The 23,317-nt window shown below is 71.2% G+C and carries 23 protein-coding genes; 11 read left to right on the forward strand and 12 right to left on the reverse strand.

The genetic code is table 11. From position 1 onward, the window contains the following. Positions 1 to 54 precede the first annotated feature (54 nt). Positions 55 to 1,140, reverse strand: coding sequence for a Zn-dependent alcohol dehydrogenase (locus ACRX5W_RS09005; protein ID WP_436787425.1), 1,086 nt, complete (start codon positions 1,138 to 1,140; stop codon positions 55 to 57). 58 nt (positions 1,141 to 1,198) lie between these two features. On the opposite strand from ACRX5W_RS09005, the gene ACRX5W_RS09010 reads away from it, so the two are divergent. Continuing rightward, positions 1,199 to 1,957 carry an SIR2 family NAD-dependent protein deacylase gene (locus ACRX5W_RS09010; protein ID WP_436787426.1) on the forward strand — a complete coding sequence of 253 codons (759 nt, stop codon included), beginning with the start codon at positions 1,199 to 1,201 and terminating at the stop codon, positions 1,955 to 1,957. Here the strand turns inward: ACRX5W_RS09010 and ACRX5W_RS09015 are convergent. From ACRX5W_RS09015 to ACRX5W_RS09025, 3 genes are all read right to left on the reverse strand, one after another. After that, positions 1,941 to 2,783, reverse strand: a complete 843-nt coding sequence (locus ACRX5W_RS09015; RefSeq protein WP_436787427.1) for an SURF1 family cytochrome oxidase biogenesis protein — start codon at positions 2,781 to 2,783, stop codon at positions 1,941 to 1,943. The genes ACRX5W_RS09010 and ACRX5W_RS09015 overlap by 17 nt on opposite strands. 62 nt (positions 2,784 to 2,845) lie before the next feature. Next, on the reverse strand, positions 2,846 to 3,799 hold the full coding sequence (locus ACRX5W_RS09020) for a metallophosphoesterase family protein (RefSeq protein WP_436787428.1): 954 nt from the start codon (positions 3,797 to 3,799) through the stop codon (positions 2,846 to 2,848). Positions 3,800 to 3,971: 172 nt separating this feature from the next. After that, positions 3,972 to 4,223 (reverse strand): hypothetical protein, encoded by a 252-nt coding sequence (locus tag ACRX5W_RS09025; protein WP_436787533.1) that lies wholly within the window; start codon positions 4,221 to 4,223, stop codon positions 3,972 to 3,974. Positions 4,224 to 4,563: 340 nt separating this feature from the next. Here ACRX5W_RS09025 and ACRX5W_RS09030 point away from each other — a divergent pair, with 340 nt between their 5' ends. Further along, the gene (locus ACRX5W_RS09030; protein WP_436787429.1) at positions 4,564 to 5,478 is read left to right on the forward strand and encodes a PRC and DUF2382 domain-containing protein; all 915 of its coding nucleotides are present in this window, start codon (positions 4,564 to 4,566) and stop codon (positions 5,476 to 5,478) included. A 96-nt stretch (positions 5,479 to 5,574) separates the two neighbouring features. Here ACRX5W_RS09030 and ACRX5W_RS09035 read toward each other — a convergent pair whose 3' ends face one another. Then, positions 5,575 to 6,303 carry a TetR/AcrR family transcriptional regulator gene (locus ACRX5W_RS09035; protein WP_436787430.1) on the reverse strand — a complete coding sequence of 243 codons (729 nt, stop codon included), beginning with the start codon at positions 6,301 to 6,303 and terminating at the stop codon, positions 5,575 to 5,577. A 145-nt stretch (positions 6,304 to 6,448) separates the two neighbouring features. Between ACRX5W_RS09035 and ACRX5W_RS09040 the strand changes: the two genes are divergently transcribed. From ACRX5W_RS09040 to ACRX5W_RS09065, 6 genes are all read left to right on the forward strand, one after another. Continuing rightward, on the forward strand, positions 6,449 to 7,252 hold the full coding sequence (locus tag ACRX5W_RS09040) for an acetoacetate decarboxylase family protein (RefSeq protein ID WP_436787431.1): 804 nt from the start codon (positions 6,449 to 6,451) through the stop codon (positions 7,250 to 7,252). 61 nt (positions 7,253 to 7,313) lie between these two features. Next, positions 7,314 to 8,213: an SDR family NAD(P)-dependent oxidoreductase gene (locus ACRX5W_RS09045; protein ID WP_436787432.1), complete on the forward strand. Its 900-nt coding sequence runs from the start codon at positions 7,314 to 7,316 to the stop codon at positions 8,211 to 8,213. Positions 8,214 to 8,221: 8 nt separating this feature from the next. Then, on the forward strand, positions 8,222 to 9,532 hold the full coding sequence (locus tag ACRX5W_RS09050; protein ID WP_436787433.1) for an amidohydrolase family protein: 1,311 nt from the start codon (positions 8,222 to 8,224) through the stop codon (positions 9,530 to 9,532). A gap of 5 nt (positions 9,533 to 9,537) precedes the next feature. Further along, positions 9,538 to 10,821 carry an amidohydrolase family protein gene (locus ACRX5W_RS09055; protein ID WP_436787434.1) on the forward strand — a complete coding sequence of 428 codons (1,284 nt, stop codon included), beginning with the start codon at positions 9,538 to 9,540 and terminating at the stop codon, positions 10,819 to 10,821. 198 nt (positions 10,822 to 11,019) lie between these two features. After that, positions 11,020 to 11,598 (forward strand): hypothetical protein, encoded by a 579-nt coding sequence (locus tag ACRX5W_RS09060; RefSeq protein WP_436787435.1) that lies wholly within the window; start codon positions 11,020 to 11,022, stop codon positions 11,596 to 11,598. Positions 11,599 to 11,666: 68 nt separating this feature from the next. Continuing rightward, positions 11,667 to 12,593 carry a carbohydrate kinase family protein gene (locus ACRX5W_RS09065; protein WP_436787436.1) on the forward strand — a complete coding sequence of 309 codons (927 nt, stop codon included), beginning with the start codon at positions 11,667 to 11,669 and terminating at the stop codon, positions 12,591 to 12,593. A 27-nt stretch (positions 12,594 to 12,620) separates the two neighbouring features. On the opposite strand, the gene ACRX5W_RS09070 is transcribed toward ACRX5W_RS09065, so the two are convergent. The 3 genes from ACRX5W_RS09070 to ACRX5W_RS09080 all read right to left on the reverse strand — a co-directional run bounded on the left by ACRX5W_RS09070 (position 12,621) and on the right by ACRX5W_RS09080 (position 15,986). Continuing rightward, the gene (locus ACRX5W_RS09070) at positions 12,621 to 13,061 is read right to left on the reverse strand and encodes a nuclear transport factor 2 family protein (protein ID WP_436787534.1); all 441 of its coding nucleotides are present in this window, start codon (positions 13,059 to 13,061) and stop codon (positions 12,621 to 12,623) included. Between the two features lie 49 nt (positions 13,062 to 13,110). Further along, positions 13,111 to 14,430, reverse strand: coding sequence for an MFS transporter (locus ACRX5W_RS09075; protein ID WP_436787437.1), 1,320 nt, complete (start codon positions 14,428 to 14,430; stop codon positions 13,111 to 13,113). Positions 14,431 to 14,786: 356 nt separating this feature from the next. Further along, positions 14,787 to 15,986 (reverse strand): hypothetical protein, encoded by a 1,200-nt coding sequence (locus ACRX5W_RS09080; RefSeq protein WP_436787438.1) that lies wholly within the window; start codon positions 15,984 to 15,986, stop codon positions 14,787 to 14,789. 311 nt (positions 15,987 to 16,297) lie between these two features. On the opposite strand from ACRX5W_RS09080, the gene ACRX5W_RS09085 reads away from it, so the two are divergent. Both ACRX5W_RS09085 and ACRX5W_RS09090 read left to right on the forward strand, forming a co-directional pair. After that, positions 16,298 to 17,164: an exonuclease domain-containing protein gene (locus ACRX5W_RS09085; RefSeq protein WP_436787439.1), complete on the forward strand. Its 867-nt coding sequence runs from the start codon at positions 16,298 to 16,300 to the stop codon at positions 17,162 to 17,164. Continuing rightward, positions 17,161 to 18,279, forward strand: coding sequence for an amidohydrolase family protein (locus ACRX5W_RS09090; protein WP_436787440.1), 1,119 nt, complete (start codon positions 17,161 to 17,163; stop codon positions 18,277 to 18,279). The genes ACRX5W_RS09085 and ACRX5W_RS09090 overlap by 4 nt, the downstream gene beginning before the upstream one ends. 9 nt (positions 18,280 to 18,288) lie before the next feature. Here the strand turns inward: ACRX5W_RS09090 and ACRX5W_RS09095 are convergent, their stop codons facing one another. The 4 genes from ACRX5W_RS09095 to ACRX5W_RS09110 all read right to left on the reverse strand — a co-directional run bounded on the left by ACRX5W_RS09095 (position 18,289) and on the right by ACRX5W_RS09110 (position 22,344). Then, entirely contained in the window at positions 18,289 to 18,969 is a 681-nt protein-coding gene (locus tag ACRX5W_RS09095) for an ABC transporter ATP-binding protein (protein WP_436787441.1), read from the reverse strand. Then, entirely contained in the window at positions 18,969 to 19,775 is an 807-nt protein-coding gene (locus ACRX5W_RS09100; RefSeq protein ID WP_436787442.1) for an ABC transporter ATP-binding protein, read from the reverse strand. Before ACRX5W_RS09100 ends, ACRX5W_RS09095 begins: the two co-directional genes overlap by 1 nt. Beyond that, on the reverse strand, positions 19,772 to 21,724 hold the full coding sequence (locus tag ACRX5W_RS09105; RefSeq protein WP_436787443.1) for an ABC transporter permease: 1,953 nt from the start codon (positions 21,722 to 21,724) through the stop codon (positions 19,772 to 19,774). Before ACRX5W_RS09105 ends, ACRX5W_RS09100 begins: the two co-directional genes overlap by 4 nt. 77 nt (positions 21,725 to 21,801) lie before the next feature. Beyond that, positions 21,802 to 22,344 (reverse strand): hypothetical protein, encoded by a 543-nt coding sequence (locus ACRX5W_RS09110; protein WP_436787444.1) that lies wholly within the window; start codon positions 22,342 to 22,344, stop codon positions 21,802 to 21,804. A gap of 387 nt (positions 22,345 to 22,731) precedes the next feature. Between ACRX5W_RS09110 and ACRX5W_RS09115 the strand changes: the two genes are divergently transcribed. Further along, entirely contained in the window at positions 22,732 to 23,298 is a 567-nt protein-coding gene (locus ACRX5W_RS09115) for a hypothetical protein (protein ID WP_436787445.1), read from the forward strand. The last annotated feature ends 19 nt before the right edge of the window (positions 23,299 to 23,317 follow it).

Below are 23,317 nucleotides of genomic sequence, written 5' to 3' on the forward strand. Positions count from 1 at the left end.
GTGTCGCGCGGCCGGTCTCGGTTGCGTGCCGGCCAGGGGCACGGTCGGTGCCGGTCAGGCGCCGGGGAGCACGAGAGCGCGCGCGCCCCGGCCGGAGCGCATCGCCGCGAACGCGTCGTTGACACCGTCGAGGCCGATCCGCGCGGTGACCAGCGACCCGAGGTCGATGCGGCCGGCGGCCACGTGCCCGACGAGCCGGGGGATGTCCCGTGCGGGATCGATCGAGCCGTACACGCAACCCGTCAGGGTCCGGGCGAAGTGGAACAGCTCAAGGGCGCTGAAGCCGACCATGTCGTCCTTGGCGCCGACGCCGACGACCGTCGTCATGCCGCCCCTGCGGGTGAGCCCCCACGCCGCGCGGATCGTGGCGGCGCGCCCGACGCATTCGAAGGCGTGGTCGACACCGCGCCCGCCCGTCAGCGCCCGGACCCGCTTGGCCAGGTCCGGGCCCGGTTCGAGCGCGTGGGTCGCGCCGATGGCCAGTGCGAGTTTGCGTTTGTCCTCGTCGGGGTCGATCGCGACGATCGTTGCGGCCCGTGCCACCCGGGCGCCCTGCACGGCGGACAGCCCGACGCCGCCGAGCCCGACGACCGCGACTGACGTGCCCGGCGCGACCTGGGCGGTGTTCCACACCGCGCCGGTTCCCGTGGTCACCGCGCAGCCGAGCAGCGCGGCCTCCTCCAGCCCGGCACCGGACGGAAGACGTACGACACCGGCCGCCGGGACCACCGTCTCCTCGGCGAAGGCCCCGGTGCCGAGCCCCGGCAGCACGTCGGTGCCGTCGGCGAGCCTCGCGTACGGCACGGCCGCCGCGTCCATGGCCCGGGCGCACAGGTGCGGCTCCGCGTTCTCGCACCACCAGCAGGCGCCGCACGCGGGTGCCCAGATCAGCAGGACCGGGTCTCCTTCGGCGACGTGTGTGACACCCTCGCCGACCGAGACGACCGTCCCCGCGCCCTCGTGCCCCAGGACGACCGGGAACGCCTGCGGCAGTACCCCGTCGCCCAGCGACAGGTCGGAGTGGCAGACCCCCGCGGCCGCGATGCGGACCCTCACCCGCCCCGGGCCCGGCGCGGGGAGGTCGATCTCCTCGACCCGCAGGTCCTTTCCGACTTCGTGCAGTACCGCCGCGCGAACCATGACCCCTCCCTGGTTAATGACGTGCTGTCAGATCCGGTCGGTGGCTACGCTCGGCGCCATGAACACCGCTGTCCGCGAGTGGATCCGGACCTCCGATTCCATCACGGTGCTCACCGGCGCCGGCATCTCCACCGACTCGGGAATCCCCGACTACCGGGGGCCGCAGGGCGTGTGGACCAAGGACCCCGACGCCGAAAAGCTCGTGCGGTACGACACGTACATGGCCGACCCCGAGATCCGCCGCCGCTCGTGGCTCGCCCGCCGCGACAACCCCGCGCTCCTGGCCCGACCCAACGCGGGCCACCGCGCCCTGGTCGACCTGGAGCGGTCCGGGCGCCTGCTCGGCGTGATCACGCAGAACGTCGACGGGCTGCACGTGCGGGCGGGCAACTCACCGGACAAGGTCATGGAGCTGCACGGCACCATGTTCGAGGTGCTGTGCACCGACTGCGACGCGCGGACCACGCTCGACGAGACCCTTGCGCGGATCGCGGTGGGGGAGGACGACCCGCGTTGTGTGGCGTGCGGCGGGATCCAGAAGACCGCGACGGTCATGTTCGGCCAGGCGCTCGACCGGCGCGTGCTCGAACGCGCGGCCATCGCCGCACAGGTCTGTGACGTGTTCCTCGCCGTCGGCACCTCGTTGCAGGTCGAACCGGCAGCGTCGCTGTGCGGGGTGGCGTTGGAGGCGGGCGCGAAGTTGGTCGTGGTGAACGCGGGCGAGACGCCGTACGACGGGGCGGCCCACGCCGTCGTGCGCGAGCCGATCGGCGAGGTCCTGCCGGCGCTGGTCGACGGGCTCACGCCGACCGGGTGACGCTGGGGGGCGGCGCGTCCGCTGTGCTGTCCTCCGGCGTGCCGGGCGCGGTCTCGTCGGCGTCCAGTGCGGCGATCTCGGCTTCGAGGTCGGCGGCCTCTCGGCGGATGACCTTGATCCACATCGCGATCAGCGCGACCCCGAAAATCCACCACTGGACGGCGTACGCCAGGTTCAGCCCGGTGTCCTCGGCCTCCGGCAGCGGCAGGAGCGCGGGGGCCTTCGCCGGCTGCGGGTCCTGCTCGGCGAGTTGACCGTAGCCTCCGTACACCGCGGTCGCGCCGAGCAGGCCGGCCAGTTGCGCGGTGTCGATGCGCATGACCTGGCCGGCGGGCAGCCCGTCGCGGTCCTTGATGCCGGTGCGCTCGTGGGTTTCGGACGGCCTCGCGCGTACCGTCACGGTGACCTGGCCGCCGGGCGCGGGCGGCACCTCGGGCTGCGCGGTCGCGCTGTCCGGGTTGGCCACCCAGCCGCGGTTGACCAGGAGCACCGTGCCGTTCTGGGTGACCAGGGGAGTCACCACGAAGAAGCCGAGCTCGTTGTCGAGCTGGCGGTGCCGGACCAGGAACTCGTGTGCCTGGTCGTACCGGCCGGTCGCCGTCGCCTTGCGCCACTGGTCGGCGGACGGGAGGTCGCGTCCGACAGCGAACAGGTCACCGGCGGGGACGGCGTCGCGCCCGCGGTTCTCGCTGACTCTTTCGTTGCGCTCGGCCTTGGCCTCGTAGCGGTGCAACTGCCAGAACCCGAGCTTGACCATGACCGGGATCAGCAGCACGACCAGCAGGTTGAGAGCCAGCCAGCGCGGCGTCAGCAGGAAGCGGTACACGCTACAGAACGGTACTCCGCGCCGGGCACCGCGCGGACCGTGGCCCCCGGCGCGGCCCCCGGCTACACGGGGCTGCCCTCCGGGCCGAGGATGCCGTCGAGGGTGAGGTTGGCGATGACCGGCTCGTCCGTCCCCGGTGCGCCGACGGTCACGAGGGTGACGTGGTCGATGTTGCCGGGGTGGCCGTCGCCGAAGACCCAGACGCCGCCGGTGGGGCCGAGCCGGATGCAGCGGTTTCCGTCGATCTCGGTGACACGGTAGTTGTGCACGTGGCCCGCGAACATCGTGTGCGGGCGGTCGCCGAGCGCGGCGCGGATGCGGTGGTACGCCGGGTGCCCTTCGCCTTGCCACAGCGGCATGTGCATGATCACGAACGTCCAGCGCACATCGGTGTTGTCGCGCAAAACCTGTTCTGCATAAGCAAGTTGCTGCTCCGACAGGCCGGCTGCGCGCGGTACGCCGTTCCAGTCGACCGCGGCTTCGTACGCCTGCCGGGTCAGTTCCGGATCGCCGTCGGCCGCGGCCAGTCGCGCGCGCAGCCGAGCCGCGTCCTCGGGCGGCATCGGCTGCTCGGGATCCTGCGTGTCCAGGACCAGGAAAAACGTGTCCCGGTAGCGCACGTGGTAATGCAGTGCGCCGTATCGGGACAGCCAGCGCTCCCGCATGACGGCGTTGGCCACGTCGTGGTTGCCGGGCACGTGGAACAGCGGCACCCGCAGCGGCGCGAGTATCGCGTCGACCTCGGCCCACTCGGCGTCGAGGGTCGCGGTGTCCTCGGTGTAGCCCTCGACCAGGTCGCCCATCTGGAAGGCGAACGTCGGGGCGAGGAGGTTGAGGGCGGCGATGCCGCGTTCGAAGACCCCCGGCCGTGCGGCACCCGTGCGGTCGGAGATCAGGGCGAACGTGAAGCGGTCGTCCGGCGCGGGCGGTGACGCGGGGCCCGAGTAGGGGGCCGGGGCGGTGTCGGAGTCGACGGCGAGGCCGTACGGCAGGCGGGCGGGGTCACGGGCGGGCACGGGTGCCTCCAACAACCTGCGGCGGGATGGGCGACGGCGGCGCCACGGCCCGATGTGCTGTCGGGATCGCGGCGCCGCCGTCGTGTTCGAGTTGTTCGAGTCAGGCGTGTTGTTCGTGTTGTTCGGTTGTTCGAACGCCGACGCGCGGGGCTTGGTTCCCGGGCCGCGTCGGTCACATGGCCGAGCCCACCGAAGCGTTGTCCTTGATGCCGGCGGCACCTTCCGCTTTTGCGCAGTGCGCGCAGCAGAAGTAGCGTCCGTCGGCCTCGACGCCGTGGCCGATGATGCGGCACCGGCAGTGTTCGCAGATCGGTGCCATGCGGGTGATCGCGCACTCGAAACTGTCGAACACGTGTACGGCATCGCCCGCGCGTACCTCGAACGTTGCGTAGTAGTCGTTGCCGCAGACTTCGCAGCGGGCCATGAGGAGCCTCCAGTACCGGGGGACCGGCGGGCCGGGCGGCCCGCTCGCGACCACCATGGGGCTCGATGTAATTTCCGGCAAATCATGATGGACCGTTGGAATGACCGTGTTAACCACATAATTTGTGAGATTTCGTCATCTTCTCGTTTCTGATGAAGGCCTGGGGATACCCGCTGTTTGGAGGGGACCGCGAGACGGCCGCTCGGAGTCGGACTCGCAAGAGTGCCTGAGGACTTCGGCCCCAGGGGCAGCAGCAGCCCCGTCGTTCCACGCAGTTCGGACGGGTTTCCGCAGGTGCGGGGTCCCGTTGGTGCTGTCCCCGACAAGCAGGAGGCAGAAAATGATCACTCGCGATCAGATACCCGCTGTGCTGGGCCATCCCGTCTTCGACGCCGACGGCAAGAAGATCGGGGAGGCCGGGCACGTCTTCCTCGACGACGACACCGGCCAGCCGGAATGGGTGACGGTCAAGACCGGGATGTTCGGGTCGAACGAGACGTTCATTCCCATCGCCGAAGCCACGGTGACGGAAGACCATCTGGAGGTTCCGTACCCCAAGAACAAGGTCAAGGACGCCCCGAACGTCGATGTGGACGCAGGCGGGCACCTGTCCGCGCAGGAAGAACACCGCCTGTACGAGTACTACGGCCTCGCCTGGGACTCGGCGTGGCGTGAGGCCAACCAGCCCGGCGAGCGCGGGTGGGCGCGTTCGGGCGGCAAGGCAGGCGAAGCCGAGGCCGGGACGGGCACCGGGCCGAGTGTCACCAAGCCAGGCGCGACAGGAACCGCCGGGACCGCGAAGGCGAAGGGCACCACCGCCGACACCGGCCGGGAAAGCCTGTCGATGACGCGCTTCGAGGAGCACTTGCACGTCGGCGTGGAGCGCCACGAGGTGGGTCGCGCCCGGCTGCGGAAGTTCGTCGTCACGGAAGAGGAGCAGCAGACCGTTCCGGTGCGCCACACCGAGGTGCACATCGAACGCGAACCCATCACCGACGCCAACCGTGCCGAGGCCATGCGTGCCGAAATGGCCGACGAGCAGCAGGAAGTGACGCTGTACGCGGACCGGCCGGTGATCGAGACCCGCGCGGAACCGGTCGAGCGGATCCGGCTGACGACCGAGGAGCACGTCGACCAGGAGACAGTGCGCGGCACGGTGCGCAAGGAACGCATCGAGGCCGAACTGCCGGAGGAGCAGCGGACGACCGGCATGCGCGAGCGGGGTGACCGCGGCGGACGCGGCGGAAGCCGCTGACGCGGGAACGACAATGTGCGGGGCGGCATCGTGAGGTGCCGTCCCGCAGGCGTGTTCGAACGCGCAGACCGGAACGGCCGGTCGCGAAGAAGGGCGTCAGCTTCCCGGTTCCGGTCCCAGAAGTGACTCGACGATCGCGTGCACGGCCAGGTCGAAAAGGGTGTCGGCGTCGGGGGGACTGGTCAGCGCGCGGCCCAACTCCGGGTCCTTGGCCGAGACTTCGTCGACCCACGCCTGCACCTGCGCGAGCGCCGGAGGTTCGCCGGTGAGGTTGCGCTCCAGCAGGACAAAGCCCGCCACCTGGTACTGCACCGCCTGTACGGCGAGCGCCGCCCGTCGGCCGTGTACTCCCGCGGCGGCGAACTCGCGTACGAGCGCCTTGCGTGCGGGCAGCATCATCAGGGAGTCGAGGCCGCGCTCGCGGACCAGGCTGATCAGGTGCGGGCGTTCGAGGATCATGCGGCGGCTCGCGCGGGCGATCGATGTGATGCGGGCCGCCGGCGTGCGCCCGCGTACGCGGATCGCGCCCATGTCGCGCAGGACGCGCTCGACGAGTTCGTCGAGCAGCGCCTCCCGATTGCCGACGTGCCAGTAGATCGACGTCACCGCGACGCCGAGCTCCGCCGCGAGCTTGCGCATGCTCAGGCCCTGCGCCCCCGACTCACGCACGAGGCGCATGGCCGTGTCGAGCACGGCGTCGCGTGTGACGCGGGGCGTGCCGGCCGGTGATGCCCCGGCCGCCGGTGTCCGGGTCGGTGGTGTTCCGGTCGGGGAGGGGGTCGGCCGCGCGGCGGTGCCCTTGGGGGTGGCTCCGGTTCCGTCCATTGCGCTCATTGTGGCGTCCGGCGCCGGTGCGGCGATCGCCCGGGGCGCGATGTACGGCCAACTCGCTGTCTCTCTTTACCTCGCGGCCGTCTGGCTGTAACAGTGTTACAGGGTTGCAGGGCAGACGCGGAAGAGGTGGGGTCCCATGGCACGAGTCCGCTACGGCGCGCGTTCCCCCGAAAGCCTGGACAAAGCGGGGAAGGACCGCAGCGTTTTGCCTCAGATCTGGTCCACCGGCGTGGTCGCGCTGTGGGAGACCGACCCGGAGGCGGTCGCCGCCGTGCTGCCTCCGCCGCTCGTCCCGGCCGACGTCCCGCTGGTGCGGGCCAACATCGCCTCCTGCGACATCAACGGCCGTCCGCTCGGCGCCGGCGCGATCGCGGTGCGCTGCCGACACGGCGACGTCGAGGGCGACTACACGTTGACGATGCCGATGACCACCGAACGCGCGGTCATCGGGGGGCGCGAGGTTTTCGGTGAACCCAAGAAGCTCGCAGAGGTCACCGTCGACCGCGACGGGGCGGATGTGGTCGCGAGAGTCACCCGGCTCGGTGTGACCTACGTCGAGATCCGAGGCCGTGTCACCGAGGACCTGCCGCTGCCCGAACCGCGCCGGACCACGAGCTTCTACTACAAGTTCCTGCCTGCCGTGGACGGTGACGGCTTCGACGCCGACCCGATGCTCGTGCACGTCATCCGGCACGAGAAGCACCGGTGGGCCGCGCGCGTCGACGGCGATGTGATCCTGCGCGACTCGGCCGCGGACCCGGTCGCCGACCTGCCGGTACGCCGGCTGGTGTCCATCACCATCGGCGAACGCACCAGCGACCAGCGGGGATTCGTCGCCGAGCACGTCAAGCCGGACCTGGTGCTGCCCTACATCCACCAGCGGTACGACGACATCGCGCAGATCGCCGACGACCCGCCCGCGCCGGGCGACCTGGTCTGACGTCACATCAGTTCTTCTCCGTCCGCCCGGCCGTGGCCGCGAACCGAAGGAACTCCCGTCCATGCTGAAGGACTTCACCGGCAAGGTCGCCGTCGTGACCGGAGCCGCGAGCGGCATCGGATACGCGATGGCCGAGCGCTTCGTCGCCGAGGGCATGAAGGTCGTGCTGGCAGACATCGAAGAAGGCGCGCTGCACAAGGCGGTTGCCCGCCTCACCGACTCCGGCGGCGACGTCATGGGCCACCTCACCGACGTCTCCGACCGCGATTCGGTGCTCGCGCTCGCCGACGCCGCCTTCGACCGCCACGGCGAAGTGCACGTGCTGTGCAACAACGCCGGCATCGGCTCCGGCTCGGAGGGGCGCATGTGGGAGCACGATCCCCGCGACTGGGACTGGTGTTTCGCCGTCAACGTCTTCGGGGTCTTCCACGGCATCCAGGCGTTCGTGCCGCGCATGCTCGCCCAGGGCACCGACGGCCACGTCGTCAACACCTCGTCCGGCGACGGCGGCATCGCGCCGCTGCCGAACGCGTCGGTGTACGCGACCACCAAGGCCGCGGTGGTGACCATGACCGAGGCGCTGTACGCCCAACTCCACCAGGTGAAGGCCAAGTTGGGCGCGTCCGTGCTGTTCCCCGGGCCGAGGATGCTGCGCACCGGACTGTGGGAGTCGTACCGCAACCGCCCCGAGCGCTTCGCGAAGTCCCGGCCGCGCAAGACCCCGTACAACACGCTCGACGCGTGGGAGAAGGCGATGCGCGAGGCCGGGGAGGAAGTCGAGTACACGCCCGTCGAAGCGGTCGCCGCCGACGTCGTGGCGGGGATCCGCGCCAACCGCTTCTGGATCCTGCCGCCCGGCGAGCACAGCGACCGCCAGATCACCGCGCGGTCGGGCAGCATGCTCGCACGGTCGAACCCGACGTATTTGGAGACCTTCGTCCTCGACAGCGACACCAAGTGAGGGCCGCGATGAGCCAGTTCGACCCCTACACCATCATCTCTTCCGACACCCACGCCGGACTGCCGACCGAGCTTTACCGCGACTACCTCGCACGCCGGCACCACGCCGCGTTCGACCGGTTTCTTGCCGAACGCGAGGAGCAGCTGCGGGCGATCACCGAACTCGGCGTGCGCGACGAGGACTTCGCCGCGAACTGGTTCGAATCCAACGAGGACGTGCTGCGCAGCGGCTGGGAAGTCGACCGGCGGGACACCGAACTCGACAAGGACGGCGTGACCGCAGAGGTCGTCTTCCCGGACGCGGACGCCGTCGAGTCGCGCACGTGTGTGCCGTTCGGTGCCGGCCTGGGGCTGTCCGGCGACACGGACCCGGAGCTGGGGCTCGCGGGAGCACAGGCGCACAACCGCTGGCTCGCCGAGCTGTGCCGCACGTCGCCCGAACGTCGGCGCGGCGTCGCGCTGATCCCGATCACCGCCGATCTCCCCGAGGTGCTCGCGGAGATCCGGCGCATCAAGGCGGACGGGCTCGGCGGCGTCATGATCCCGGCGATGTGGATGAACCAAGCGCCGTACCACGACCGCAAATACGACCCGGTGTGGGCACTGTGCGAAGAGCTCGAACTGCCGGTCGTCACCCACTCCGGGCCCGCCGACCGCGACGCGTACGGCAACCACCTGGGCATCTACGTGACCGAAGTGACGTGGTGGCCCGCCCGGCCCCTGTGGTTCCTGCTGTGGTCCGGCGTCTTCGAGCGCTTCCCGCGCCTGAAGTTCGGTGTGACGGAGGCCGGTTGCTGGTGGGTCGGGAACCTGCTCTGGTTCATGGACCGGCTGCTGCTCGGCTCGCGCGGCGCCGCGAAACTCGCCGGATTCGACGAGGTGAAGCTGCTGCCGAGCGAGTACTTCGACCGCAACTGCTTCATCGGCTCGTCCAACACCAAGCGCCGCGAGATCGGGATGCGCTACGAGATCGGCGTCGGCAACATCTGCTGGGGCAACGACTTCCCCCACCCCGAGGGCACTTGGCCCGAAACGCACCGCATCCTGCGCAAGAACTTCGCGGACGTACCGGTCGAGGAGACCCGCGTCATGCTCGGCGAAGCGGTCGCGGACGTCTACGGGTTCGACCTGGCCGCCCTCGCCCCGCACGCTCGGCGGATCGGCGTCACCCCCGAAACCCTCGGCCAGACCGGCCCGGACGGCACGGTGCGCGACCTGGAGACGAAGTGGGCGGCGGCCCGCGAGATCGGACGGCACTGGATCACCGGCCACGACACCGCACCCGCGATCAACCCGAACGCGGAAGCCCTGGAGGTGTAGCCGCGATGAGCGACGCCCCTGTGCGGAACGACCCGACCGACACCCCCGTATGGGACGGTCCCGAGCGCTACACCGTGATCTCGGCCGACTGCCATGGCGGTGGCGACATCCACGAGTACCGCGACTACCTGCCCGCCCGGCTGCACGACGAATTCGACGCCTGGGTACGGGACTACGTGGTTCCGTACGACGACCTCCTCGGCGATTCGGGCACCCGCAACTGGGACTCCGCCCGCCGCCTGCGCGACCTGGAGGACGACGGCGTGGTGGCCGAGGTGATCTACCCGAACACCGTCCCGCCGTTCTTCCCCAAACCGTCGCTGACCGACCAGCCGCCGGCCGCCAACGCGGGAGACCTCGCGCTGCGCTGGGAAGGCCTCAAGGCGCACAACCGCTGGATGGTCGACTTCTGCGCGGCGGCCCCCGGCCGTCGGGCCGGCATCGCCCAGGTGCTGCTGCACGACCTGGAGGCGGCGATCGCCGAGGTGGAGTGGTCCGTGGGCGCGGGCCTGACCGGAGGCCTGCTGCTGCCGGGCACGCCGCCGGGATCGGGCCTGGTCCCGCTCTGGGAGTACGACCACTACGCGCCGCTGTGGCGTACCTGCGAGGAACTGGGCGTCCCGGTCAACCACCACACCGGTTCGGCCGCTCCGCCGTTCGGCGACACGCCCACCGACAAGGTGGTCTTCCTCACCGAGGTCTCGTGGTGGGCGCACCGCGCGTTCACCCACCTGATCGTGTCCGGCACGATGGACCGCCACCCCGGACTCCAGTTCGTCTTCACCGAGCAGGGGACCGCCTGGATCCCCGAGGAATGCCGCCGCCTCGACTACTACTGGAAGCGCATGGGCCACGCGGTCGGGTCGCAGGAGTACGAGTGGGGCCACGGGCTCGTCGGCTCGATGTCGCTCACCCCGAGCGAGTATTGGGCCCGCCAATGCCACGTCGGGGCAAGCTTCCAGCGCCGGGCCGAGGCTGCGATGCGCCACCAGGTCGGCGTGGACCGCATCATGTGGGGCTGCGACTATCCGCACAAGGAGGCGAGCACGCCTTTCAGCCGCGAGGCGCTCCGGCTCACCTACAGCGGCATCGACCCGCACGAGGTCGCCGCGATGGTCGGCGGCAACGCGGCCGAACTGTACGGCTTCGACCTGGATGCGCTGGCCCCCGTCGCGGCGGAGGTCGGACCGCTCGTCGCCGAGGTGTACCGGCCGCTCGCCGCCGAGGACATTCCGGTCGGCGCCGACAAATGCCCGGCTTTCGTGGGAGTCGCCGGATTCAAGCCCTGATTGCTCGTTTTTGTTCTTTTTGTTGTCGTTCGGCGATGGCGCCACGCCCGCGTGGTGCGCGTGGTGGCCAAGGTCACGAACCAGGAGCGTTTTGCACTGTTCGCATGGATATTTCCGGCCGGAAAGGTGCGCTCGAATGCCGCAGATGGTCCCCAGGGCGGACGCGGGGGTACGCAACCGTCCTGTAGAAACGTTGACGTGACGTCATCGCTCGAACAAGCCACCGCCCCAAAACGGCGTTTGGTGCGTTGGCTGACGCGCGGCGTGCTTGCCCTGCTCCTCGCGTATCTGGTGTACGCCGTGATCAACGTGACCAGCGCCGCCGACCAAGCCGACGCCGACCGCGACACGACCTGCACCGTCGCGTACGCGCACGACGGCGGCGACGCGGCACGCCTCCGGGACGCGCTGACGGGTGTGCGCAGCGTGGGAGCGGGCCAGGCGCTGGCCGACCTGGCGCCGGTGAAGTGGGATGTCGTGTACGCCTTCCCGGCATCGGTGGTGGCCGCCCGACCGGGTGATCCCGGCAGCCTCGGGGTGGACGTCGACGAACTGGTCGGCTGTCAGGCGACGCTCCCCTACCGGGCGGATTTCGGCCTCGGATCGGTGCTGTTCTTCGTGCACGACGGGACCGTGGTCCAGGCCCTTGAGGTCGGCCACCCCCTGGTCGGCAACCGGGGCCCGTGGCGCTGGCCGCAGAACACCCGCGTGGAACCCCTGCCGCCGTCGCCGGAATGCCCGGGCGGGTGTCTGCGATTGGTGGGAGTCGCCGTCTGACCGCCGGGGGTGACAGCGGCGCCTCCGGCGGCGGGCCCGGGCCGCGGCCGGGCCGCGCGGTCGCGGGTGTGGGGGCGCTCAACGTCGACATCATCGTGCGGGCGCCGGCCACGGTCGACGGCGCCGACGCCGACTCCGAGTCGCGGGTGGATGCCGCGCGGATGCAGGAACTCCTGTGCGCCGTCGCGTCCTTGCCGCGACGCGTCACGCTCGGCGGATCCGCGTTCAACACCGTCACCGGGATCGCCCGCGTACGCCCTGACGTGGGGCTGGGGTTCGTCGGCGTGGCCGGGCAAGCCCCCTTCTCGGCCACGCAGTTCGTCGAATACCTGACCGCACTGGGAGTCGACGTCGGGGCACTCCACGACACTGCGGCACGTGCGGGAGTGTGCCTCGCGGTCGAACACGCCGGGAACCGCGCACTCCGCATCGATCCGGGGGCCAATACGTCCATGGCGGACCACCTGGACGAACGCCGTGCGGAGATCGTCGCGTACCTGAGCCGGTTCGGCACCGTGCACGTCACGTCCTTTCTGGACGACGCCACTCCGGGCGCGCTGCTGCGCCTGATTCGCGTGCTGCGCCGGAACGCTCCGGGGACGCGGATCAGCCTGGACCCGGGGGACGTGTGGTGCGCCGCGCCGACGGCCGCGGTGCGGGGTTTGCTGGCGGCGGCGGATGTGGTGTTCCTCAACCGGCGGGAGTTCGCCTCGGTGCGCGGTCACGTGGACCCGGCCGCGACACATGTGCTCGTCAAGACGCCGGAGGGGGTTCGGGTGCGGCAGGCCGGCGCGCGAAACTGGCGGTACGTGAGGCACCGGCTGCTGGGGCCGGACGAGATCCACTGCCCCACCGGCGCGGGTGACGCCTTCGCGGCCGGTTTCCTGGCGGTGTCGGCTGACCGCCCCGACGATGTCCACGACGCTGTCGTGGCCGGTCTGGCAGTGGCACGTCGGCACCTGCGCGGCGAGACGGCCTCAGGCGGGGGCGCTTGACGGCGCGGTCGCCTTGTGGGGCTCCGCTCACGGCGCGAGCGCCTCGGCCGCGACCGTGGGGTTGTAGAACTCCCTTTGACCGGCGATCAGTCCGTCCCGGAAGGTCACGACGCTGATGTAGGTGTTCGCGTACGGTTTCCCGGTCGTCGTGACCCGGCCCTCGCTGGTGAACTCCGCGATCAGCGTGTCGGGTTCGGTTGTCTCGTGGATCCGGGTGACGGTCAGCCGCATCTCGAAGACGGTGAGTGCGGCGGTGAGGTATTCGCAGATCCGTCGGCGGCCGTCGACGCGCACGGGCGGGGACGCGTAGGGGAATTCGAGGAACGCGTCCTCGGTGTACTCGGCTGTCTGCGCAGCCACGTTCCCCACGGCGGCCAGCGCGCGGCGCAGCGTGGCGATGTTGCGGGCGCGGATTTCCGCGGCGGTGGTCATGGGCTGATCGTGGGCGTTCCGGGTGAAGAACTCCAGCCCCGTGCGGGGGAGTCCGAGCCGGCGAGGCGTACCGGGCCACCCGGGGTCATGCCGACGCGGTTGCCGGGGGAAGGGCGTTCTCGGTGGGGTCGGCCCTGTTCGCCGAGTCGGCCTGCTCCGGCTCCGGGCGGGTTTCGGGCAGGGCCAGGAAACACAGCAGGCTCGCACAGGCGATCACGGTGAGGTACGCGCCGACGGGCCAGGGCGTCCCGTCGCCTCGCGAGAGCTCCGTGGCGGCGATGGGCGTGAGCGCGCCGCCGAGGACACCGCCCAGGTTGTACGCCGTCGACGCGCCCGTGCAGCGGACGCGCGGTTCGAACAACTCGGGCAGGTACGCGCCGAGCACGGCGAACATCGTGATGAAGCCGAGCAGCGCGACCGCGAAGCCGACGGTCATGGCGACGGGGTGGCCGGTTTCCAACAGCGCGATCAACGGGAACGTCCACACCAGGACGGCCACGGTGCCGGCCACACACAGCGGCTTGCGGCCGAAGCGGTCGCCCAGCACCGCCGCGATCGGGGTGCACACGCCTTTGACGGCGACCGCGACCATGATGCACGCGAGCATCGTCGTTCGGCTGACGTCGAGTTCGTGCGTTCCGTGGTGGAGCGCCCACGTGGTGACGGTGTAGAAGACCGCGTACCCGATCGCCAGGCCGCCGGACGCGAGCAGCACCACCCGCCAGTGGTCGCGGAAGACCTCGATCAGCGGCACCCGTGCGGTCTCTTGATGAGCCGTCAGCTCGCGAAAGGCGGGCGTCTCCTCCATCGAGGTACGCAGGATCAGCCCCACGGCGACGAGAACTCCCGCCCCCAGGAAGGGGATACGCCAGCCCCAAGACTCGAACTGAGCGTCCGACAGGCTCGCGGACAGCGCCAGCATGACCCCGTTGGCCAACAGGAACCCGACGGAGGGGCCCGTCTGCGGAAAGCTCGCCCACAGGCCGCGGCGCCGCGCCGGCGCGTGCTCGGTGGCGAGCAGGACCGCACCGCCCCATTCGCCGCCCAGCCCGAGCCCTTGGAGGAAGCGGAGCACCACGAGCAGTACGGGCGCGGCGACGCCGATGTGGTCGTACGTCGGCAACACCCCGACGAGTACGGTCGCCAGACCGGTCAGGAGGAGTGATACGACCAGCACCGGACGCCGGCCCAGCCGGTCGCCGATGTGGCCGAACAACAGTGAGCCGAGGGGCCGGGCCACGAACCCGACCGCGTAGGTCGCGAACGCCGCGAGCGTTCCGGCGACCGGGGAGAACGAGGGGAAGAAGAGCTCGCCGAGAACCAGTGCCGCGGCGGTGCCGTAGACGAAGAAGTCGTAGAACTCGATCGCCGTGCCGGAGAACGACGCGATGGCGATGCGTGCCATGGAGGCCGGCGGGCCGGAGGGGGCCGACGGTTCGGCGGGGGAGGCCGAGTCCGGTGGGGTCCGTGGCTGCGGGGCGCCCGGCCCGGTGGCGGCCGGGACCGACGGGGTCGGCGCGCTGCCGCTGTTCGCACTGTGCCGCGTATCTGTCGATTCCGTCACACACCAGGCAACGACTCGGTGGGTCGAAGGTCACCCGTCCGGCGGCGGGCCGCACGACGTGCTCTGGTTCGGACGACGCGGCCCTGGGCCGCCCGGAGGGAGTCCGCGTGCGAGGCGTGCGGTCGCAGGCGGCTACCGGGCCGGGGAGAGCGTGGGGGCGTCCGCGCGCGAGGGCATGCGGCTTGAGCCGGTCCCGCTCACGGTGCCGGCGGGGCGCCCGCGATGATTCGCTGCCAGGTGTGGGCGGTCATCGCGTTGCGGTCCGCGTTGCGCACCGCGCGGCGGAGTGTCCCGGCGGGTGCGGTGACCAGGGCGGCGCACAGGCCGAACAGGCCCGCAATCGCCTTCGGTTCGCGAAGCGGGGCGAGAAGTTCCTCGGTGCTGTCGCGGTACGGGCCCGTGCGGGTGGCCGCGTGCCAGAGTTCGCGCCAGACCGCGCGTCGGCTCTGTTCGCCTGCCGCCCACAGCGCCTGCACGAACTGGTGTGTCACGACGTCCGGTTCGCCCACGGGGAGGGAGGACGGGGACTGCCCGAGGGACACGGCGATCAGCGCGCCGAGCAGGTCGACGCCGGAGCGGGCGGCGTTCGCCGGCTCGACCAGGCGCGGGTTCACGTCGATCCATACCGGGCCGTCGTCGGTCAGGATGCCGTCCATCGACAACGCGCCGTGCCAGCCGATGTGTGCGCCGAGCAAGGTGATGTGCTCGCTGACCGAGGGCAGGTCGACCCCGCGTTTGCCGGCGGCGCCGCCTCGGCTGCCGGGGCGGGTGTGCAGGTAGGAGTGTGCGGCGACGAGGCGGCCGTTGTCGAACACCGACTGGGCGCTGATCACCGGGCCCTGTACCGGCTGTTGCACCAGGAGGCCGCCGTCGGTGGCGAACGCGCCTTCGGTGTCGAGCCGGTCGGCCAATCGCAGCAGCTCTTCGCGGCGCGTGACGTGGTGCACGCCGGTGGACGCGCTGCCGATGGGCAGTTTGACGTACAGGGGTGGGTCGGATATCTGGCGCAGGGCCTCGGCGGAGCGGACGACGAACGACTCGGGTTGCGGGAGTCCGATCTCGGTGAGGGTGACGGCGGCGGAGATTTTGTCCTGGACGCGTTCCAGAGCCGGGAAACGCGGCACCGCCACACGCCCGGCGAGCCAGGTGAGAGCCACGTCCGTCCGGGAGAAGACCGCCACTTGGTCGCCGGTCGGGATCACGACGTCGTGGCCGCCTTCGCGCACGATCTTCTCGGCCGCGTTCAACCACCCCCACGGATCGGCGCCGAACGCCGGTACGACGTAAGCCCGTTGCAGCGACGATGGATAACGCAGCGGGGGTCTGCCCGCAGGCGCGAGCAAGTCGACGTCGTGCCCGGCCTCGGCCAGCAGCACAGCGACTTGACGGGACGTCACACCGAAACCATCGGAGAGCAGTACGCGCACGCGCACATCCTGACACCGCGCCGGACCCGGCGTGCGGTCGGCGGCGAAGCCGGTGCCGCGACGACGGCCGACGCGCCATGAGGCCTCCGCCGCACGGGTGTTCGCACATCGCCATGAAAGCGCGCCAAAAGGTCCGGCGTCACCCTGACCGCGTAGCGTGGTGATCATCGTGACGCAAGGTGAAACTACGTATCGAGCGAGGTCATCAGCCTGTGGCAACCAACCGTTATGGCGCTGCCTGTGCCACCTGTTCGACGTACGTCCCGCCCGGTGAAGGGGTCTTGACCCGCATCGACGGGAAGTGGACGACGTACTGCAAGGACTGTGAGCCGGGGCCCGTCGCCCCCGCGCGGGGCGGTCACCAAGGGTGGCACCAAGGGCTGTTGGCCGCCTTCGACCTGGAGACGTCGGGTGTCGACGTGCACAACGACTTCATCGTCACGGCGGCCGTGTGTGACACGAACGGCGTCCGGCGCACCTGGCTCGTCCACCCGGGCGACCGCGAAATCCCCGAAGCGGCAACGGCAGTGCACGGCGTCAGCACCGAGCACGCGCGCGAACACGGGCTTCCCGCGGTCGACTGCCTCGACGAAATCGCCGACGCGCTCGCCGGATACCTGCGCGGTGACACGCCGGTCGCCGTCTACAACGCGGTGTTCGATCTGACACTCCTGGAGGCCGAGTTGCGCCGCCACGGCCGCACTCCGCTCGCGCGGCGCGTGCCCGTCGTCGGACCGATCGTCGACCCGCTCGTCATCGACAAGCAACTCGACCGATTCCGCCGCGGGAAGCGGACGCTGGAAGTGACCAGCACCTTTTACGGCATCGCCCTCGCGGACGCGCACACCGCCGACGCCGATGCCGAGGCATGCCTGCGGCTGGCCATCGAACTCGGCGCGCGCTACCCGAAGTTGGCCGCACTCGACGTACGCACCCTGCACAACGAGCAGCGCACGTGGGCGGCCGAACAAGCAGCGTCGTTCCAGGCGTACCTCGACCGCACGAAGCCCGGACACGGCGAACACATCGTAGGGGACTGGCCGATGGCGCCGTTGGCTGCGCCGGCCAAAGGAGGGGCTGAGGCGCCTCGTGTGGCGGTTCCGCGTCCGGCTCGCGCGGCTTCGGAGACTCCGGAGGCAACGTCATGAGCCGTGAAGACAACGCCGCTTCGCCCCACAGCGTGCCCGCGTTGCACGTCATCGGCCCGATCCTCACCGGCCCCGACCCCGGTGACGCGCGCGACGAGATGTGGGTGCTGGACGGCCGGATCACGTTCGAACGCCCACGCCACACCGAAACCGCCACCGTGCACGGCTGGGTGCTGCCGGGCCTGGTCGACGCCCACTGCCACGTCGGCCTCGACGCGCACGGTGCCGTCGACCACGACACCACCGAACGCCAGGCACTCGCCGACCGCGACGCCGGGGCGCTGCTGCTGCGCGACGCGGGATCGCCCGCCGACACGCGGTGGATCGACGGCCGCGAGGACCTGCCCCGGCTCATCCGCGCCGGCCGCCACCTGGCCCGACCACGGCGGTACATCCGCAACTACGCCCACGAGATCGAACCGGGCGACCTGACCGCGTACGTCGTCCAGGAGGCCCGGCGCGGTGACGGATGGGTGAAGTTGGTCGGCGACTGGATCGACCGCGACCGCGGCGACCTGGCGCCCTGCTGGCCGCCGGGCGCCCTCCGGGAGGCCATCACCGCCGCTCACGAGGCCGGCGCCCGGGTGACCGCGCACTGCTTCTCCGAGGAGTCGCTGCCCGACCTCATCGCGGCCGGCATCGACTGCATCGAACACGCGACCGGGCTGACCGAGGCGATGATCCCCGAATTCGCCGCGCGCGGTGTCGCGATCGTGCCGACGCTCGTCAACATCGCGACGTTCCCCGGCATCGCCGACGGCGCGGCCGAGAAGTTCCCCGCCTACGCCGCGCACATGCGGGCGCTGCACGCACGCCGGTACGAGACCGTGCGTGCGGCGTACGACGCGGGAATCGCGATCCACGCCGGCACCGACGCGGGCGGATCGCTGGCACACGGGCTGGTCGGGAGCGAGGTCGTGGAGCTGGTCCGCGCGGGACTGCCGACAACGGCCGCGCTGTCCGCCGCGACATGGTCCGCGCGCCGCTGGCTCGGCCGTCCCGGCATGGAGGAGGGAGCGTCCGCCGACTTCGTGGTCTACGACGCGGACCCGCGCGAGGACGCGGCCGTACTGCTGCACCCCAAGTCGGTCGTGCTGCGCGGCGCCGCGAGGTGACCCGGCCGTTCACTCGAACAGCGACGCGTCCGCGCCGGTGAGGAGTTCGCCGGGTTCCCCGGCGAACGCCACCCGGCCGCGGCGCAGCACATACGCCACATCCGCCCGGCGCAGGGCCTCCCCGGCGTACTGCTCCACCAGTACGACGGTCCGGTCACCCGCCGCGAGTTCGGTGACGACCTCGTACAACCGGGCCACCACACGCGGTGCGAGGCCCTGGCTGAGCTCGTCGAGGAGCAGGACCCTTGATGGGCGCAGCAGGGCGCGGGAGACCGCGAGCATCTGCTGTTCGCCGCCGGACAGGGTCCCGGCCCGCTGTCCCAGACGCGAACGCAGCACCGGGAACGCGTCGAGCGCCGGCTCGACGGCGTCGCCGCCCGCGAAGACGCGCAGATTGTCACGGACCGGCAGGCCGGTGAAGACACCATGGGCGTCCGGGATCAACGCGAGGCCGTCGCGGGCGCGTTCGGACGCGGTGCGGCGCGTGATGTCGCGGCCGTCCCACTCGATGCGGCCCGACGACGGCGCCAGCACGCCCGCGATCGTGCGCAACAGCGTCGAACGCCCCGCGCCGTTGCGGCCGAGGAGGGCGGTGACCGCCCGTGCCGGGAACGCGAGGCTGACGCCGTGCAGCGCCTCCACCGGGCCGTAGCGCACGCGCACGTCGTGCACGGCCAGCGCGACGGGCATCAGCTCTCACCGTCCTCGCGGTGGCCGTCGCCCGCCGCCGGGTCGAGATAGGCCGCACGGGCCGCCGCGTCGTCGCGTACGCGGGCGGGCGGGCCGGACGCGACGATCCGCCCGGCGGCCATCACGTGCACCATGTCGGCCACGTTGAAAACCAGTTCCATGTCGTGCTCGACCAGCAACACGGCCAGTCCTTCGCCGGCCAGCGTGCGCAACAGGGCCCGCAGCCGCGCGGTCTCGGTGTCGTCGAGGCCGCTGGCCGGTTCGTCGAGCAACAGCACGGACGGACGCGACGCCAGTGCCCGCCCGAGCTCCACCAACCGCAGTGTGCCGGTGGGGAGCCGGCCGCACGGGACGTCGCGGAGCGCGGTGAGGCCGACGCGTGCGAGCGCGTCGTCCACGACGTCGCGGGTGCGTCCGCGCGCCGCGTCGGGTAGCCCGAACAGCCGGGCTGTCGCACTCGCACCTGCCCGGTTCTCCGCACCCACCCGCAGGTTGTCGGCGACCGACAGACTCGCGAATACGGACACGACCTGGAACGTGCGTGCGATGCCGAGCCGGGCGCGGCGGTGGTCGGCGAGCCGTGTGATGTCGCGGTCGCCGAACCTGACGCGGCCCGCGTCCGGCCGCTGCGCCCCCGCGAGGCAGTGGAACAGCGTGCTCTTGCCCGCGCCGTTCGGGCCGATGACCGCGGTGACCTGGCCGGGCGGCACGGCCATGTCGACGCCGTCGACGGCTCGCAGCCCGCCGAAGTGACGGACCAGCCCGTCCGCCCGCAGCACTCGGCCGCTCTCCTGAGGTGCCGTCATGAATCGCCCCCGGCACCGGAGTCGGCTGCCCGCCGGTCCTGTACGCGCTGCCGCAGGACGCGGCCGGCAGGGGTGAGTCGGACCGGACCGGGGCGTGCGGCGGCGTCCCCGGTGAGCATCGGTGCGAACGTCCGCCGCGCGGTGGCGAGCGCGCCTCCGGGCATCCGCGACAGCAGCACGGCCCCCGCGCCGATGACGATCGTCGAGACACCCGCCCGAGTGCCGCTGTCGAGGCCGACGATCAGCGCCGCGGCCAGTACCGCCCCCGCCGCGCTGTCGACGCCGAAGACCACGACCGCCGCGAACCAGATCAGGCCCATGATCGGGTCGAACGTCTGAGCGTCGAACGAGCGTCCGCCCATGCCCAGCAGCACCCCGCCCAGAGCCGCGACACCGGCGCTCACCGCGAACACGAAGACCTTCAGGCCGGGAACGTCGATACCCGACGCCGCCGCCCCGCCCTCACTGTCGCGGGTCGCGACCAGCATGCGCCCCAGACGCCCGACACGCAGTCGGCGTACCACCAGCAACGCCAGCCCGAGGCACACCAACTCCAGCACATAGAAGGAGCGTTCACCCTCGAACGGCCACGGGTGATCCAGCCGCAGCCCCGAGGTGAAGATCGGCTGCGCGAACACGAACCGGCTCACCACGACGGCCACCGCGAACGTGGTGAGGGCAAGTGCCAGGCCCCGCCGACGAATTGCCGGCCACCCGGTCAGCAGACCGATCGGCACGACCAGCAGTGTGGCCGGCAAAAGTGCGAGCAGCCCGGGAACTTCGGGCAGACCGAGGAACTTCCCGCTCGTCAGGGACGCGGCGAACAACGCGCCGAGGCCCGCGTACCCGGCCTGTCCGAGCGACACCTGCCCCGCGTATCCGGTGACGATCACCAAGGACACGAAGATGATGGCCAGGGCCGGGATCTGCTGTGCCGAGCGCAGATGTTCGGTGTCCAACGCGAGCGGCACCGCGAGGACGATCGGGTACGGCAGCCACCACAGCGCGGGCAGCCGCGGCGCCGGACCTGTCTCGATCCGCGTATACGACCCACGCGAGCCCACCTCGACCATGCGCGGAAGCAACAGCAGCGCCCCGAGGAGCACCACGACGAACAGGTTCGACTGCAACGCCTGCAGTATGTTCTGCGCCCTGCCGTCCAGTTGCACGCGCGTGAGTTCGCTTTGCCCGACGCCGACGGCGACCGCGACGAGGATCGCGACCGGCAGACTCGCCATGCGCGCGGCGACCGCGACCCCGATCGTCTCCAGGACCAGCAGCGTGAGCCCGAACGGATCGAGGCGCAGGTACGGGGCCAGCAGGATGCCGGTCAGCCCGGCCAGCATCGACCCGAAGGCCCACCCGACCGCAGAGACCCGGTCGGCCGCGACACCGCTCAACTCGGCGAGTTCGCGGCGGTCCACGACCGCGCGCAGTTCGGCGCCGAAGCGCGTGAAACGCGTGACCGCCGCGACGATCGCCGCGATCCCGACGACGACTCCGAGATCGATCAGCGCCGACTCGGAAACCGTCGCCCCGCCCCACAGTTCGACGGTGCCGGTGTCGAAGAGGGTCGGCGGGTCGAGGCGCGACTCGGTGCCCCACACCAGGATCGCGATGCCGAGCAGCAGCACCAGCACGCCCAGCGACGCGGCGAGCATCTCGGCGGGACCGGCGCCGCGCCGGGCGAGGCCCCGGAAGACGAAGCGCTCCAGCAGCAGTCCGAACGCCGGGGCGACGACCAGCACATCGAACAGCGCGGCCGGGACCACGGGCCATCCCCAGACGTGCACCTGCTGCCACAGCAGGTAGGCGATGAGCATCGCCAGCGCCCCGAAGCCCAGATTGAACACGCCGGTGGCCCGGTACGACGTGATCAGCCCGACCGCGGCCAGCGCGGCGATCGAGCCGACGGCCAGCCCGGCGAGAGCGAGGTCGATGGTCAACATCGGATCAGCACCTGATCACCATCGGCTCACCTCGGCTCACTTTGGATCGCATCGGATCGCATCGGATCGCCGGCGGATCAGTCGACGTCGAAGTCCGGCGGGCCGGACGCACCCGGCGCGGCAGGCGTGTCGCCGGTGTCGTCGGGATCGCACAACGCGCACGGGCGCAGATCGAGCTCGGCCGCCCTGGCCGGACCGACCGGGTGAACCCCCTTCTTCCCGACCACCAGCGCGCATTCGGGCCGGTGGTAGCGCGCCCCGGCCGGGAGCGCCACGAACGGCGTGTCGGGCGCGCGCGTCGCCCCGCCGAGCGGTTCCTCCCCTGTGGCCGGCACCGGCACCGTCTCCGCCTCGGCTCCGTCGCCGGGTTCCACGGGCTCGACCACGAGCGCGTGCAACTCGGCCACTTGGCGGCGCAGGGACTCGTCCGCGCCCCCGCCGTACAGGCGTCCGGCGACCAGCACGGCTCCCGCGACGATCAGCGCGGCGCCCGGAACCGTCGCGGAGGCGAGGTAGGGGATCTGCCGGCCCTCGTGCTTCTCACCCGAGACGCCGTACCACCCGACGACGCACAGGACCGCCCCGACCAGCGCGACGACCCACCCCCCGTAAGCCCGCACGGCGACACGCACATCGCCGTACCGGCGCGGTCTCTCCGAACCCTCCACCGGCCCGCCTCATCTGTCGCCGCCTGCTGCCTGTCCGCTCCACGTCCGGTCCAGGTTAGTTGCGGGCGAAACACTTGGGTACAGAGTCGGTTCGGACGGCATGTCGACGGCAGGCCGAACGCTGTGCGCCGAACGCTGTGCGCCGGCCGTCGTGCGGATCCTTGCGCGGACCTTCGCTTCGGACCTTTGCGCACACCGGCTCCGCGGGTACAGGTCGGTCACGACTTCGGCGGGCCCGACCGGTGGCCATGTGCCAACAGGACCGGTGCCGTACGCTCCGACCTGACTTCGGCGGATCTATGCCGGGCGCGAACCCGGCGGAACGGATGGTGAACCCACATGCGGGACACGCGGAATCGTCGTATGGCGTGGGCGGCTCTCCCCGTCGCGGGAGTGCTGCTGCTCGCCGGCTGCGGGGACGACGACGACGGCGACGACGCCCAGAGCACGCCGTCGGCGTCCGCGCCGGCCACCTCGGGCGCGCCGGCGACCTCGGCTGCGCCGGGCACGTCCGCACCGGCGGGCGGAGCGGTCGACCCCGCGACCTTCACCGCGGACCAGAAGGCCGCCGCGGCGGCGTACCAGAAGGTGTTCGACGCCAAGACGCCGGCCGCCGACCGCAAGGCCCTCATCCAGGACAGCGCCAAGCTGAGCACGATGCTCGACGCGATGCTGGGGAGCAGTTTCGTCAGCACGGTCTCGATCAAGACCAACGACGTGAAGCTCAGCGGCGACACCGGAACCGTCAACTTCGAGGTACTGGTCGGCGGCAACCCCGTCGGCATGCCGGCCACCGACGGCACGGTGGTCAAGCAGGACGGCCAGTGGAAGGTCGGCGCCAAGACCGTCTGCACCCTGGCCTCGTACGCGCAGATTCCGGCGGCGCCGGAGTGCTCGGCGTACTGATCGCACCCGATCTCGCGCC

The organism is Yinghuangia sp. YIM S10712 (assembly GCF_051388935.1).
GTDB lineage: Bacteria > Actinomycetota > Actinomycetes > Streptomycetales > Streptomycetaceae > Yinghuangia.